The organism is Microbacterium sp., assembly GCF_047602155.1.
In the GTDB taxonomy this organism is placed as follows: domain Bacteria; phylum Actinomycetota; class Actinomycetes; order Actinomycetales; family Microbacteriaceae; genus Microbacterium.
Genome location: NZ_JASGHZ010000001.1, coordinates 806,578 through 820,393 on the forward strand (window position 1 = coordinate 806,578; position 13,816 = coordinate 820,393).

The 13,816-nt window shown below is 70.8% G+C and carries 14 protein-coding genes and 1 pseudogene; 1 reads left to right on the forward strand and 14 read right to left on the reverse strand.

Annotation, left to right across the window (positions count from 1 at the left end; all coding sequences use genetic code 11):
• Positions 1-12 precede the first annotated feature (12 nt).
• The 11 genes and pseudogenes from QM720_RS03755 to QM720_RS03805 form a co-directional block, all read right to left on the reverse strand.
• Complete coding sequence (locus QM720_RS03755) at positions 13-390, reverse strand: DUF86 domain-containing protein (RefSeq protein WP_415124818.1); 378 nt, start codon at positions 388-390, stop codon at positions 13-15.
• The gene (locus tag QM720_RS03760; RefSeq protein ID WP_415124819.1) at positions 380-685 is read right to left on the reverse strand and encodes a nucleotidyltransferase family protein; all 306 of its coding nucleotides are present in this window, start codon (positions 683-685) and stop codon (positions 380-382) included. Before QM720_RS03760 ends, QM720_RS03755 begins: the two co-directional genes overlap by 11 nt.
• A 53-nt stretch (positions 686-738) precedes the next feature.
• Positions 739-1,515, reverse strand: coding sequence for an enoyl-CoA hydratase-related protein (locus QM720_RS03765; RefSeq protein WP_415124820.1), 777 nt, complete (start codon positions 1,513-1,515; stop codon positions 739-741).
• 219 nt (positions 1,516-1,734) lie between these two features.
• Positions 1,735-2,883 (reverse strand): acyl-CoA dehydrogenase family protein, encoded by a 1,149-nt coding sequence (locus tag QM720_RS03770; protein ID WP_415124821.1) that lies wholly within the window; start codon positions 2,881-2,883, stop codon positions 1,735-1,737.
• Positions 2,884-2,964: 81 nt separating this feature from the next.
• The gene (locus QM720_RS03775; protein WP_415124822.1) at positions 2,965-4,149 is read right to left on the reverse strand and encodes a thiolase family protein; all 1,185 of its coding nucleotides are present in this window, start codon (positions 4,147-4,149) and stop codon (positions 2,965-2,967) included.
• A 124-nt stretch (positions 4,150-4,273) separates the two neighbouring features.
• Entirely contained in the window at positions 4,274-4,501 is a 228-nt protein-coding gene (locus QM720_RS03780; protein WP_415124823.1) for a hypothetical protein, read from the reverse strand.
• An 8-nt stretch (positions 4,502-4,509) separates the two neighbouring features.
• Positions 4,510-5,424 (reverse strand): SPFH domain-containing protein, encoded by a 915-nt coding sequence (locus tag QM720_RS03785; RefSeq protein WP_415124824.1) that lies wholly within the window; start codon positions 5,422-5,424, stop codon positions 4,510-4,512.
• A gap of 68 nt (positions 5,425-5,492) precedes the next feature.
• Positions 5,493-6,676, reverse strand: a pseudogene (locus QM720_RS03790) (bifunctional 2-methylcitrate synthase/citrate synthase).
• 90 nt (positions 6,677-6,766) lie between these two features.
• Positions 6,767-7,687: a methylisocitrate lyase gene (gene prpB, locus QM720_RS03795; RefSeq protein WP_415124825.1), complete on the reverse strand. Its 921-nt coding sequence runs from the start codon at positions 7,685-7,687 to the stop codon at positions 6,767-6,769.
• On the reverse strand, positions 7,687-9,213 hold the full coding sequence (locus tag QM720_RS03800; RefSeq protein ID WP_415124826.1) for an MmgE/PrpD family protein: 1,527 nt from the start codon (positions 9,211-9,213) through the stop codon (positions 7,687-7,689). Before QM720_RS03800 ends, prpB begins: the two co-directional genes overlap by 1 nt.
• A complete protein-coding gene (locus QM720_RS03805) occupies positions 9,210-9,920 on the reverse strand; it encodes a GntR family transcriptional regulator (protein WP_415124827.1) in 711 nt (236 codons plus the stop codon). Before QM720_RS03805 ends, QM720_RS03800 begins: the two co-directional genes overlap by 4 nt.
• A 215-nt stretch (positions 9,921-10,135) precedes the next feature.
• Between QM720_RS03805 and QM720_RS03810 the strand changes: the two genes are divergently transcribed.
• Positions 10,136-10,666, forward strand: a complete 531-nt coding sequence (locus QM720_RS03810; RefSeq protein ID WP_415124828.1) for a ribonuclease H family protein — start codon at positions 10,136-10,138, stop codon at positions 10,664-10,666.
• Positions 10,667-10,761: 95 nt separating this feature from the next.
• Here the strand turns inward: QM720_RS03810 and QM720_RS03815 are convergent, their stop codons facing one another.
• From QM720_RS03815 to QM720_RS03825, 3 genes are read right to left on the reverse strand one after another with little or no spacing between them, the layout of a single operon-like run.
• Complete coding sequence (locus tag QM720_RS03815; RefSeq protein WP_415124829.1) at positions 10,762-11,772, reverse strand: aldo/keto reductase family protein; 1,011 nt, start codon at positions 11,770-11,772, stop codon at positions 10,762-10,764.
• 20 nt (positions 11,773-11,792) lie between these two features.
• Complete coding sequence (rlmN, locus tag QM720_RS03820; protein WP_415124830.1) at positions 11,793-13,010, reverse strand: 23S rRNA (adenine(2503)-C(2))-methyltransferase RlmN; 1,218 nt, start codon at positions 13,008-13,010, stop codon at positions 11,793-11,795.
• A 37-nt stretch (positions 13,011-13,047) separates the two neighbouring features.
• Positions 13,048-13,812 (reverse strand): sulfite exporter TauE/SafE family protein, encoded by a 765-nt coding sequence (locus QM720_RS03825; protein ID WP_415124831.1) that lies wholly within the window; start codon positions 13,810-13,812, stop codon positions 13,048-13,050.
• Positions 13,813-13,816: the final 4 nt, after the last annotated feature.

The window sequence follows — 13,816 nt, forward strand, 5'->3', positions numbered from 1 at the left end:
GGTCGGGAACGACTAAGGGGAGCCTAACTTAATCGGGTCGGTGGGTGAGTCGGCTTCGGCCAGCAGGCGGTCGAGGTCGGCGATCAGCGGTCCGATGTACTTCGTGACCACCACCCACACCGTCTCATAGTCGATGTCACCGTATTCGTGCGCGATCACATTGCGCATGCCGATGATCTTGCGCAGGTCCGGAATCCGCCCCGCCGTCTCGAGGTCGTCGCGGCGAAGACGGACGAGCGCCTCACCGAGGACTTCAAGCTGCCGCTCGACCGCCGAGCGCAGGAGCAGATCGGCGAAGAACTGGTCCCTGGTCACGTCCTCCGTGAACGTGCGCACAGCCTTCGCAGCCTCGCTCGCATCCCAGAGCAGCTTGGCGCTCTCAAGCCGCATAGACGTCCTGCGCGCTCCCGAAGGCGGCCTTCTTGAAGAAGGGGTTCCGCACCGCATCGGCGACGACGAGGTCGACCTCGCGCCCGACGATCTCGGCCAGCGCGTCCTTCAGCCCGAGGTAGTCGTCCAGGCGATCCTCGCGGTTCGGATGGAAGTCAACGAGGAAGTCCACGTCACTGCGCTCCGGGTCGAACCGATCCGTCAGCACCGACCCGAACACGCGAAGCCGACGCACACCGAAGCGCTCGCTCGCGCGAGCAATCGCCTCGATGTCGAGCAGCACGGCGGTGACCATACCCCCAGTCTCCCAGATCAGACGCCCTCCGGCGATGCCACGGAACCTCACAGCTAGTGGTGCGACCAGACCGGCGGCCGCTTGGAGACGAAGGCGGCCATGCCCTCCTTCTGATCGTCGAGGGCGAACAGCGACGTGAAGGCCTGCTTCTCGAAGCGCAGACCCTCGGCGAGGGTCGTCTCCTGCGCGGCGCGCAGCGCCTCCTTGGCGACGTAGGCGACCGGCAGCGACTTCGACGCGACGGTCTCGGCCACGGCCTGAGCCTCGGTCAGCAGCTCGGCGGCGGGGACGACGCGCGAGACGAGGCCCGCGCGCTCGGCCTCGACGGCATCCATCAGGCGTCCGGTGAGCACGAGCTCGGCCGCCTTGTAGGCGCCGACGGCGCGGGTCAGGCGCTGCGTGCCGCCGAGGCCCGGGATGACGCCGAGGTTGATCTCGGGCTGCCCGAAGCGCGCCGTGTCGGCGGCGAGGATGATGTCGCACGTCATCGCCAACTCGCATCCGCCGCCGAGGGCGAAGCCGGCGACCGCGGCGACGACGGGCGTGCGCACGCGGCTGAAGTCCTCGAGACCGGCGAAGGGGTTGCGCATCGACATCTCGCGCGCGGTCTTGTCGGCCATCTCCTTGATGTCGGCGCCGGCGGCGAACGCCTTCTCCGACCCGGTCAGCACGATGCAGCCGATGCCCTCGTCGGCGTCGAACGCGGCGGCGGCCGCGGCGAGCTCGCGCACGAGCGTCGAGTTCAGCGCGTTGAGGGCCTCGGGGCGGTTCAGCGTGATCCAGCCGACGCGCCCGCGCGCCTCGACGACGATCGTGGAGTACTCGGTCATGGTTCCCATCGTGGCACGGCGTACGGGTCGAGGGGTCGGGACGTTTCGTCTCGCGCCTGCGGCGCTCGCTCAACGGCCGGGAGGGGCAACCGCCGGCCTGCCCCGTTGCACGTGCCAAAAGCAGGGCGAAACCGCCGGAAACGGCTCTGAAGAGCCGCTTTCGGTCGATTGGCCCTGCTTTTCGCACGCCTTCGCGCGTATCAGCGAGACGAAACGCCGTCAGTCCCCCAGAACCCCGCGGCCGATGATGACCCGCATGATCTCGTTCGTCCCCTCGACGATCTGGTGCACGCGCAGGTCGCGCACGACCTTCTCGATGCCATACTCCTGCAGGTAGCCGTACCCGCCGTGCAGCTGCAGGGCGCGGCCCGCGACCTCGAACCCGGCATCCGTCGCGAAGCGCTTGGCCATGGCGCACTGCACGGCGACATCCGCGGCGCCCTCGTCGATCGCGCGTGCCGCGTCGCGCACCAGCGCACGCGCGGCCTGCAGCTGCGTCGCCATGTCGGCGAGGGCGAACACGACGCTCTGGCGCGCGGCGAGCGCCTCGCCGAACGTGAAGCGCTCGTGCACGTACCGCACGGCCCGATCGAGCGCCCACTGCGCGCCGCCGATCGAGCACGCCCCGATGTTGACGCGCCCGCCGTTGAGCCCGCGCATCGCGATGGTGAACCCGTCGCCGATCTCGCCGAGCACCGCGGATGCCGGCACCCGCACCTCGTCGAGGATCACCTGCCGGGTCGGCTGCGCGTTCCACCCCATCTTGTGCTCGTTCGGCCCGAAGCCGAGACCCCCGGCATCCGCCGGCACGAGGAATGTCGTGATGCCCCGCGCTCCCGGCTCTCCCGTGCGCGCCATGACGACGTAGACGGATGCCTCGCCGGCACCGGAGATGAACTGCTTGACCCCGGTGAGCACGTAGTCGTCGCCCTGCCGGATCGCGCTCGTCGTGATGGCGGCGGCATCCGACCCCGCGCCGGGTTCGGTCAGGCAGTAGGCGCCGAGGCCCTGCATCGTCACGAGTCGCGGCAGCCATTCGCGGCGCTGCGCGGCGGTGCCGTAGTCGTCGATCATCCAGGCGACCATGTTGTGGATCGTGATGTAGGCGGCGATCGTCGGGTCGCCCATCGCGAGCCGCTCGACGACGGCGACGGCGTCTTCGCGGCGCAGCCCCGTGCCGCCGACATCCTCGCTGATGCAGAGCCCGCCGACCCCCAGCTCGCCCGCCTCGGCGAGCACGTCGCGCGGGAAGTGCTTGTCGCGATCCCACTCCAGCGCGTGCGGGGCGAGGCGGGTCTGCGCGAACTCGGTCACGGCGCCCAGGATCGCGTCGCGCTCATCGGCGGAGAGGTCGACAGTGGTGGTCATGCTCGTTCGATCACGTCCTTGTGAAACATATCGTCAGCATCGACGGCACCCGGTAGGGCACTGTGCTCAGTCTACCGCGCGTCACAGCCTTTCGATGATGGTGGCGTTGGCCATGCCGCCGCCTTCGCACATCGTCTGCAGCCCGTACCGCCCGCCGGTGGCCTCGAGGTGACCGAGCAGCGTGCCGAGCAGCCGCGTGCCGCTGGATCCGAGCGCGTGGCCGAGTGCGATGGCGCCTCCCCACGGGTTGAGCTTGGCGGCGTCCGCCCCGAGCTCCGCCGCCCACGCGAGCGGCACCGACGCGAACGCCTCGTTGACCTCGTACGCATCGAGGTCGTCGATCGTGAGGCCGCTGCGCTCCAGGATGCGGCGCGTCGCCGGGATGGGGCCGGTGAGCATCATCAGCGGGTCGTCGCCGGTCACGGCGAAGGAGTGGAAGCGGGCGCGCGGGCGCAGCCCGAGGGCGGATGCCGTCTCCTCCGCCATGATCAGCACGGCCGAGGCGCCGTCGGTCAGCGGCGAGGAGTTGCCCGCCGTGATGCGCCAGTCGAGGTCGGGGAAGCGCGCCGCGAGCGCATCGGTGCGGAACGCGGGTGCGAGCTGCGCCAGAGCTGCGACGGTGGTGCCGGGGCGGATCGTCTCGTCGCCGGCGGGCTCGCCGCCCGGGCCGGGCACGGGCAGCAGTTGCGCGTCGAACCTCCCCTGCGCCGCAGCCTCGGCGGCGCGCTCGTGCGACTCGGCGGCGTAGGCGTCGAGGTCGTCACGGCCGAGCCCCCAGCGCTGCGCGATCAGCTCGGCCGACACTCCCTGATTGACGAGCCCGTCGGGATATCGGGCGCGCAGCCCCGGCGACGACGGCGACCCCGCGACGGATGCCGACGATCCGAGCGGCACGCGGCTCATCGACTCGACGCCGCCGGCGATGACGATGTCGTACTGCCCGGCCATCACGCCCTGCGCCGCGAAGTGCGCGGCCTGCTGGCTCGACCCGCACTGCCGGTCGATCGTCGTCGCCGGCACGCGCTCGTCGAATCCCGCCGCGAGCACGGCCTGGCGCGCGAGGTTCATCGACTGCTCGCCGACCTGGCTGACGCATCCGAGCAGCACGTCGTCGACCTGCGCCGACTCCAGCCCGCTCCGCTCCAGCGTCGCGCGCAGCACGTGCGCCGCGAGGTCCACGGGATGGATGCCGCTCAGCGCCCCGCCGGGCTTGCCCCGGCCGGAGGGGGTGCGGACGGCGTCGACGATGACTGCGGTGCGGGTCATAAGCCGACGATACGCCGAAGCGACGCCGGCCGCGCCGAGTCACGAACCCCGCAGAATCGCACGAACTCCGCACGAATCGGCGGGAAGCCTGCGGAGTTCGCGACGATCTGCGGAGTACGCGCGGTCAGTCCCCGGCATCCCCCGCCTCGTCGCCGCCGTCCACGCGGCGGGGGCGCCCTCGCGGCCGGGGCGGCTGGGCGTCGCGCGGCAGCCGCCCCGCCTCGCGCAGCGCGTCGCGCAGCAGCAGCTCGATCTGCGCGTTGACGCTGCGCAGCTCGTCGGCCGCCCACCGCGCGAGCGCGTCGTGGACGGCCGGATCGAGCCGGAGCGGCAGCTGCTTGCGCTCAGCCATCGGGCGGCTCAGGAGTACAGCGTGCCGGTGTTGACGATGGGCGACGCGGGCTGGTCGCTGCACAGCACGACCATGAGATTGCTCACCATCGAGGCCTTGCGCTCTTCGTCGAGGTCGACGATCTCCTTCTCGCCCAGCGAGCGCAGCGCCGTCTCGACCATGCCGACGGCGCCTTCGACGATCAGTGCCCGGGCGGCGACGACGGCGGCGGCCTGCTGCTTGCGCAGCATCGCCTGCGCGATCTCGGGCGCATAGGCCAGGTGGCTGATGCGCACCTCGACGACCTGCACCCCGGCCATGGCGGTGCGCTGGCTGATCTCGTCGGCCAGTTCGGCGGCGACGACGTCGGTCGATCCGCGCAGCGAGGTCTCCGATCCGGTGTCGTAGGGATGCGAGGTGGCGATGTGCCGCAGGCCCGATTCGGACTGGATGGCGACGAACTGCTCGTAGTCGTCGACGGCGTAGACGGCTTTGGCGGCATCCCACACCTGCCAGACGACGATCGCGGCGACCTCGATCGGGTTGCCGACGGCGTCGTTGACCTTCAGCGTCGACGTCTCGAAGTTGCGCACCCGCAGGCTCACCCGGCGGCGCAGCGCGAACGGGACGACGGCCGACAGCCCCGCCGTGCGGACGGTGCCGACGTAACGCCCGAAGAACTCGATGACGCGGGCCTCGTTCGGCGCGACGATCACGAGCATCGCGGCCAGCAGCAGGCCGACGATCAGCGGAACCAGCCCCCAGGCCGCCAGTTCCGAGGTCTTCGACGATGTCCCGAACACCAGGAACATCGCCACCCCGCCGACGATCAGCAGCAGCGCGACGACCGCCAGGGCGAACCCGTTGATGCGCCAGGCCGGTCGCTCTTCGACGTTGACCAGCGCCCGGCCGGCGCCCGGCGTGACGTGTGTGTCGGTACTCATGATGGCCCCCTTCGCCGTTAAAGTGATATCACTTTATCGCCTCGGGATGCCGGGGGCAAGAGTCGTTCTCACCCCTCCGCTTCGGCCGCACGCAGCGCGATCGACGCGGTGCCGGCCTCGTCGACGTATCCGTCGATGTGCCGCTCGTCGTGGCCGACATACTCCGACAGCGGACGGATGAGGGCGTTGGACGCCGTCTGCTCCATGATGTGCGCCGTCCAGCCGACGACCCGCGCCGCGACGAACAGCGGCGTGAAGGTGAGCGTGTCGAACCCCATGAGGTTGTAGGCGGGGCCGAGGGGTAGTCGAGGTTCGGGTAGATGCCCTTGCGCGCCACGAACTCCGACTCCAGCGTCGCGTACAGCGCCTCGACGTCGGGACGGTCGTAGTAGGCGATGAGGGTGTCGAGGGCCGCCTTCATCGTCGGCACGCGCGAGTCGCCGTGCTTGTACACACGGTGCCCGAAACCCATGATCTTGCGCTTGTGCGCGAGCGCCTCGTCGAGCCACGGCACGACGCGATCGGCATCCCCGATCTCGTCGAAGATGTGCAGCACCGCCTCGTTCGCCCCGCCGTGCAGCGGCCCCTTCAGCGCACCGATCGCGCCGACGACGGCGGAGTACAGGTCGCTGAGCGTCGAGGTGATGACGCGCGCCGTGAACGTCGACGCGTTGAAGGAGTGCTCGGCGTAGAGGATCATCGAGCGGTTGAACGCATCCACCACGACCGGGTCGAACTCCTCGCCGAAGGTCATCCAGAGGAAGTTGGCGGCGTAGTCGAGGTCGTCGCGCGGGGCGATGAGGCCCTCCCCGCGGCGACGGCGCTGGCCGTAGGCGACGATGGCCGGCAGCACCGCGAACAGCCGGATGCTGCGCTCCAGATTGTCCTCGGGCGTGCCGCTGGCATCGAGCACCGAACCGCTGCCGGCGAGGTCGCGGGCGCCGAAGACGCTGATCGCCGAACGCACCTCGTCCATGGGGTGCGCATCGAGCGGCGTCAGGTCGATGACCGCCGTGACGTCGTCGGGCAGGGCGCGGTGCGCGCGCTCGGTGGCCCGCAGCCCGGCGAGCTGCGCGGCATCCGGCAGGTCGCCCTTCCACAGCAGGTGCGCGACGGCCTCGACCGGCTGGGTCGCGGCGAGCTCCTGCACGGGATAGCCGCGGTACAGCAGCGAGTTGGTCTCGGGGTTGACCTTGCTGATCGCGGTGACGTCGGCGACGACGCCCGCGAGCCCCTTGTGGATGTCCGTCATGGCTGCTCCTTTGCGGTTCTCCGGTCGCCCTGCGAGGAGCGAAGCGACGAGACGAAACGCGGTTGCGACGTTTCGTCTCGCTCCGCTCGCTCAACGACCGGGGCGGTCGATGGTGAAGGTGAAGACGTTCGTGTCGAAGCGGTTGTACGCCTCGTAGTCGATCAGGTCGTACAGGTCGGCGCGGTGCTGCATCTCGCCGAGGCGGCCGGTGAGGTGCCCCTCCTCGGTCAGCGTATCGAGTGCGCGGGATGCCGCGCCCATCGCGATCCGCAGCAGCGACACCGGCCAGATGACGATCCGCACGCCGGCGTCGCGCAGCTGATCGACGGAGAACAGGTCGCTCTTGCCGAACTCGGTCATGTTGGCGAGGATCGGCACGTCCACGGCGGAGGCGACCGCCTCGAACTCGGCGAGGTCGCGCATCGCCTCGGGGAAGATCGCGTCGGCCCCGGCATCCACGAGGGCCTTCGCGCGGTCGATCGCGGCATCGAGCCCCGCCGCGCCGTCGAGGCTGGCGCGGATGTCGGTGCGCGCCATGACGAGGAAGTTCGGGTCGCGACGCGCGTCGACGGCCGCGCGGATGCGCTGGGTCGCCGTGTCGAGGTCGACGACCTGCTTGCCGTCGAGGTGACCGCAGCGCTTCGGGTTGACCTGGTCTTCGATGTGCGCGCCCGCGAGGCCCGCGTCTTCGAGCGTCTGGATCGTGCGGGCGACGTTCATCGGCTCGCCGAACCCGGTGTCGGCGTCGATGAGGGCGGGCAGCTCGGTCATCCGGGCGATCTGCTGGCCGCGGCCGGCGACCTCGGTGAGGGTCGTCAGCCCGATGTCGGGCAGGCCCAGGTCGGCGCTGAGCACGGCGCCGGAGATGTAGACGCCCTCGAAGCCCTTGCGCTCGACGAGCCGCGCGCTCAGCGGGTTGAAGGCGCCGGGGAACCGCAGCAGCTCGCCGGTCGCGAGCCGTTCGCGCAGCAGCCGCCGCTTCTCGGCGGCCGGAGTGGTCGAGTACAGCATCAGAACAGCCCCCTCGGCGTGGGTGCGGCCGCCAGGATGCCGTCAGCTGCGACGATGTTGAGCTCGCGCACCTCGGCCGCGGTCAGCTCGGGCAGGCGCTGCGCGAGCGCGACGAACCGGTCGATCTCGGCGGGGCTCAGCACGGGCGCCGCGAGCAGCCGGAACTTGCGGACGTAGTCGGCCCGCGCGAACGGCCGCGCACCCAGCGGGTGCGCGTCGGCGACGGCGATCTCGTCGACGACGGTCGAGCCGTCGGCGAGGGTGATCTCCACGCGGCCGCCGAAGGCCTTCTCGGCCGGATCCTCGGAGTGGTACCGGCGGGTCCACTCGGCATCCTCGGCCGTCGTGATCTTGCGCCACAGCGTGACGGTGTCGGGGCGGGCGGCGCGCGACGGCAGGTACGAGTCGACGTGGTGCCAGCCGCCGTCCTGCAGCGCGACGGCGAAGATGTACGGGATCGAGTGGTCGAGGGTCTCGCGCGAGGCGTGCGGGTCGTACTTCTGCGGGTCGTTCGCGCCCGACCCGATGACGTAGTGCGTGTGGTGGCTTGTGTGCAGCACGATCGAGGCGACGTTCGCGGGATCGGTGAGCGCAGGATGCGTGCCGTGCAGCTTGCGGGCGAGGTCGATCCACGCCTGGGCCTGGTACTCGGCGGAGTGCTCCTTGGTGTACGAGTCGAGGATCGCGCGCTTCGGCTCGCCGGAGGCGGGCAGCGGCACGTCGTACGACGCGTCCGGGCCGTCGAGCATCCACGCGATGACGCCGTCTTCGCCCTCGTAGATCGGCAACGGCGAGGTCTGGCCGCGCATCGCACGGTCGACGGCCTCGACCGCCATCTTGCCCGCGAACGCGGGGGCGTGCGCCTTCCAGGTGGAGATCTCGCCCTTGCGCGACTGGCGGGTCGCGGTCGTGGTGTGCAGCGCCTGACCCACCGCCTGCGCGATCGTGTCGACGTCGAGGCCGAGGAGGGTGCCGATGCCGGCGGCGGCCGACGGGCCGAGGTGCGCGACGTGGTCGATCTTGTGCCGGTGCAGGCAGATCGCCCGCGCCAGGTCGATCTGGATCTCGTAGCCGGTCGCGATCCCCCGCACGAGCGCCGCGCCGTCGGCACCGGCGTGCTGCGCGACGGCGACGATCGGCGGGATGTTGTCGCCGGGGTGCGAGTACTCCGCCGCGAGGAACGTGTCGTGATAGTCGAGTTCGCGCACCGCGACGCCGTTGGCCCAGGCCGCCCACTCCGGGCTCGTGAGCGTCGCGTTCGGCTCGCCGAACACGGTCGAGCCCGCTCCCCCGCGCGAGACGGGGTGATCGAGCGCCTGCGCGCGCGCCGCGCTGACCGGCCCGCGGGTGAGGGATGCCGCCGCCACCGCCGCGTTGTCGATCACCCGGTTCACGATCATGTCGACGACGTCGGGCTCGACGGCGACCGGGTCGGCGGCGACCCGCGCGATGGCGGAGGCGAGCTGGTCCTCGCGCGCGAGGTTCTCCTCGCTGCGGTGGACGCGGACGTGATGGACGACGGTCATGCGGTGACCCTTCCGGTCGTTGAGGTCATGGGGTTGCTGGTCGCCCCGCGAGGCGCCGAGACGAAACGCGTCGCGTCGACGGCCTCGGGGTGCACCGTGCGCAGGATGGACTCCACAGCGTTGTGCAGGTGCACGTGGGTGGCATGTGCGGCGAGGTCGGCATCGCGCGCCGCGATCGCCGCCGCGATCGTGCGGTGCTCGGCGACCGATGCCGCCAGCCGCTGCGGGTTTTCGCGGGCCAGGCGCCGCACCCGCACGAGGTGGGTGCGCACGGTGCGCAGCGCGGAGGCGAGGTAGTCGTTTCCGACCGCGGCGTCGATCGCCGCGTCGAACCGGGCGATGAGGGCGTAGTAGGCGTCGGGGTCGGCACCGGCATCCGTCGTGCGCAATTCGTCGGCGATGGCGGCGAACACGGCATGGTCGCCGCGGGCGGCGCCCAGCCGCGCGGCGGTCTCTTCGAGGGCCCGGCGCAGCTCGAACAGCGCCCGGATGTCGTCGGCGTCGACGTCGGTGACGACCGTGACGCGCGGCGAGGCCTGTGCGACGAGCCGGTCGGCGGCCAGGCGTCCGAGCGCTTCGCGCAGCGGCGTGCGGCTGACGCCCAGGCGGGTGGCCTGCTCGACCTCGGCGAGCACGGTGCCGGGGGCGAGAACGCCCGACTGGATCTCGTCCAGCAGCGTCGCGTAGGCACGGTCACTTGCTCGCACGGCACCTCCCATCTCCCATCAGTGTATACAAAAAGCCCGCAATTTTCCTCTTCTGTGCGTGATGAAGGTTTTTACGTATACATCTCTCAGAGGATTCATCGCATTGCGGTGGCATCCGCAGAACCCGGGCCGGCCCCTGCACGGCCATCGGCATCCTGCGCACTTTCGCACGCGGCGGGCAGGCGCGCCACCGCGCGATCGAGTAGCGTCGAGGGGTGACCGATACCCCCTACATCGTGGCCACCGACGGCGCCTGCAAGGGCAATCCGGGGCCGGCGGGCTGGGCGTGGGTCGGCGAAGACGGGCACTGGGCGGCGGGTTCGCTGCCGGTCGGCACGAACAACATCGGCGAACTGCTCGGGCTGCTGAAGGCCATCGAAGACCACGCCGACGTCGCGCACCTGGTGGTGCAGGCCGACTCGAAATACGCGATCGACACCTACGCGTCGTGGATGGACGCCCACCGCCGCCGCGGCTGGAAAACCTCGACCGGCGCCCCGACGAAGAACCGCGACCTGCTCGAGCAGCTCATCGCCGCCCGCGACGCGCGGCGCGCGGCGGGCCTGCCCGACGTCGTGCTGGAGCACGTGCGCGGCCACCGCGGCCACGTGCTCAACGAGTGGGCCGACGAGCGCGCCGTGCGCGCGTCGGAGCACGCCGCGTCGGGTACCGAGAGCGCCTGGTCGTCGCTCGGCGGCCTGCACCCGACGCTCGACGTCTCGGCCGCCCCCGCCAAAAAGCGCTGACCGCCGCCAACCTGCAGGATCACCTGTGACAGAAGTGAACTCGGCGGCCCGAAATGGGCCGCCGAGTCACACCCGGTCCTGCAAACTGGCGCGGATCAGGGCCGCGACTTCGGCGAGACGCCGTAGGTCTCCTGCGGGTCGGTGACGGCCACCGGCGCGAGGGCCTCGTCGATGGCCGCGAGCACGGCGGCATCGAGCACGACGCCCGAGGCCTTCACCGAGTCCTCCAGCTGCTCGGGGCGCGAGGCGCCGACCAGCGCCGCCGCGACATTGGGGTTCTGCAGCACCCACGCGATCGCGAGCTGCGGCAGGGTGAGGCCGGCATCCTGCGCGATCGGCGTCAGCTGCTGCACGGCGGTGAGCACATCGTCGCGGAGGAACCGCTTGATGAAGTGCGCGCCGCTCTTCTCGTCGGTCGCGCGCGAGCCGGCGGGCACCGGCTGGCCGGGCAGGTACTTTCCGCTGAGCACGCCCTGCGCCATCGGCGACCAGACGATCTGCGAGATCCCCAGCTCCTCCGAGGTCGGCACGACCCTGCCCTCGATCACGCGCCACAGGGCGGAGTACTGCGGCTGGTTCGACACGAACCCGAACCCGAGCTCCTTCGCCAGCGCGGCGCCGTCGCGCAGCTGCTCGGCGGTCCACTCGCTCACGCCGATGTACATCGCCTTGCCCTGACGCACGATGTCGGCGAAGGCCTGCATCGTCTCTTCGAGCGGCGTCTCGTAGTCGTAGCGGTGCGCCTGGTACAGGTCGACGTAGTCGACGCCGAGGCGTCGCAGCGAACCATGGATGCCGTCGAAGATGTGCTTGCGGCTCAGCCCCACATCGTTCGGGCCCTTGCGGCCGATCGGCCAGTAGACCTTCGTGAAGACCTCGAACTGCGCGCGGTCGAGGCCCTTGAGCGCCTCGCCCAGCACGACCTCGGCGGCCGTGTTGGCGTAGGTGTCGGCGGTGTCGAAGCTCGTGATGCCGAGGTCGAGCGCCTTGTGCACCGTGGCGATCGCCGCCTCGTTGCCCACCTGCGAGGCGTGCGTCACCCAGTTGCCGTAGGTGATCTCCGAGACCTTGAATCCGCTGTTACCGAGGTAGCGATAGTTGACCATGCCCCTACGCTACCCGCGTCTCAGTCGGCGGGGACGGCGGCGGCGACCTCGCGGTCCTCCTCCGTCGCCACCAGCTGCCCGCAGGCGCCGTCGATCTCCTTGCCGCGGGTGTCGCGCAGGGTCGTCGGGATGCCGGCCTCGTTCAGCCGCCTGACGAACTCGTTCTGCACGGCCTTCTCGGATGCCGTCCACACCGACCCCGGCGTCGGGTTCAGCGGGATGGGATTGACGTGCACCCAGCCGCGGCCGCGCTCGTTGAGCTTCGTCGCGAGCAGATCGGCACGCCAGGCGTGGTCGTTCATGTCCTTGATGAGCGCGTACTCGATCGAGACCCGGCGGCCGGTCTTCTCGAAGTAGCGGCGGGCGGCATCCAGGGCCTCGTCGACCTTCCACCGGGAGTTGATCGGGATCATCTCGTCGCGCAGGCGATCGTCGGGCGCGTGCAGCGACAGCGCGAACGTCACGGGCAGGTCTTCGTCGGCGAGCTTGTTGATCGCCGGCACGAGTCCCACCGTCGACACCGTCACGCCGCGCGCGCTCATGCCGAGGCCGTGGTCCTTGTCGACCATCGTGCGGACGGCCTGCATGACGCGGCTGTAGTTGGCGAGGGGCTCGCCCATGCCCATGAAGACGATGTTGGTGACCCGCTCCCCGGCGTGCTCGGCCGGCCCCAGCCCGCCCTCGCGGATCAACGCGTTGGCGCGCACGACCTGCTCGACGATCTCGCCCGCCGACATGTTCCGCGTCAGCCCCGCCTGCCCGGTGGCGCAGAACGGGCAGTTCATGCCGCATCCGGCCTGGCTCGAGACGCAGAGCGTGATGCGGCCCGGGTAGCGCATGAGCACCGACTCGACGAGGGCGCCGTCGTGCAGTTTCCAGAGGAACTTGATCGTGTCGCCGCGGTCGGTCTGCAGGCGCCGCACCTCGGTGAGCAGGTGCGGCAGCATGCCGTGCACGAGCTCTTCCCGGCCGGATGCCGGCAGGTCGGTCATCGCCGCCGCCTCCGACGTGTAGTGCTGGAAGTAGTGCTTCTCCAGCTGCTTCGCGCGGAAGCCGGGGAGCCCGAGCTCGGTCACCTTCTCGACGCGCTGCTGCGGGGTGAGGTCGGCGAGGTGCACCGGCGGCATCCCGCGCTTGGGGGCGGCGAACTGCAGGAGCGGGCGGCCCTCGGCATCCTTCTTCTGGGTCCAGCCCTCTGTCCGCGGGCGCACCTGACGTACAGGGGTGGATTCAGTCACCCCTCCAGGGTACCGAGCGCGGCTGAACGGATGCCGGTCAGGGCGCGAGCAGCAGGTACAGCGACCCGGCGATGGTGAGGATGACGACGAGTCGCTCGAACAGCCGCTGGTCGATGCGCGTCGCGATGGCGCGCCCGCCGAAGGCCGCCGCGACGACGACGGGGATCAGCACGGCGACGACGGCGAGGCCTTCGGGGGTGATCAGCCCGAGGGCGATCGAGAACGGCACCTTGGAGATGTTGACGATCGCGAAGAACCACGCCGCCGTGCCGAGAAACGCCTTCACCTCGAACCGCGCCGCGAGGAAGTACATCGACATGACGGGGCCTGCGGCGTTGGCGACCATCGTCGTGAAGCCCCCGAGCGTGCCGTATACGGCGGCGGCGACGCGGTGGGAGCCGGCATCCTTCGTGTCGGTGGCGGCGTCGGCGGGGGCGTGCCGTGCGCGCCGCCACAGCGTGACGGCGACCACCACGAGCAGGATGATCCCGATGACGCGGCGCACGCCGTCGTCCGACGCGAACCGGAGGAACACGACCCCGAGCAGCAGCCCCGCCGCGACGGCCGGGATGAGGCGCACGAGCGCGCGCAGGTCGGCGTGCCGCCGGTACGCCCAGAGGGCGAAGACGTCGCCGACGATCAGGAGCAGCAGGATCGTCCCCGTCGACTGCTTGGCCGGCAGCACGGCGGCGAACAGCGCGACCGCGAGGGCGCCCGCGCCCGGCAGCGCCGCCTTCGACAGCCCGATGACGACGGCGCCGATGGCGAGCACCGCCCAGGCCGCGGCGCTCAGGTCAGGCACGGAC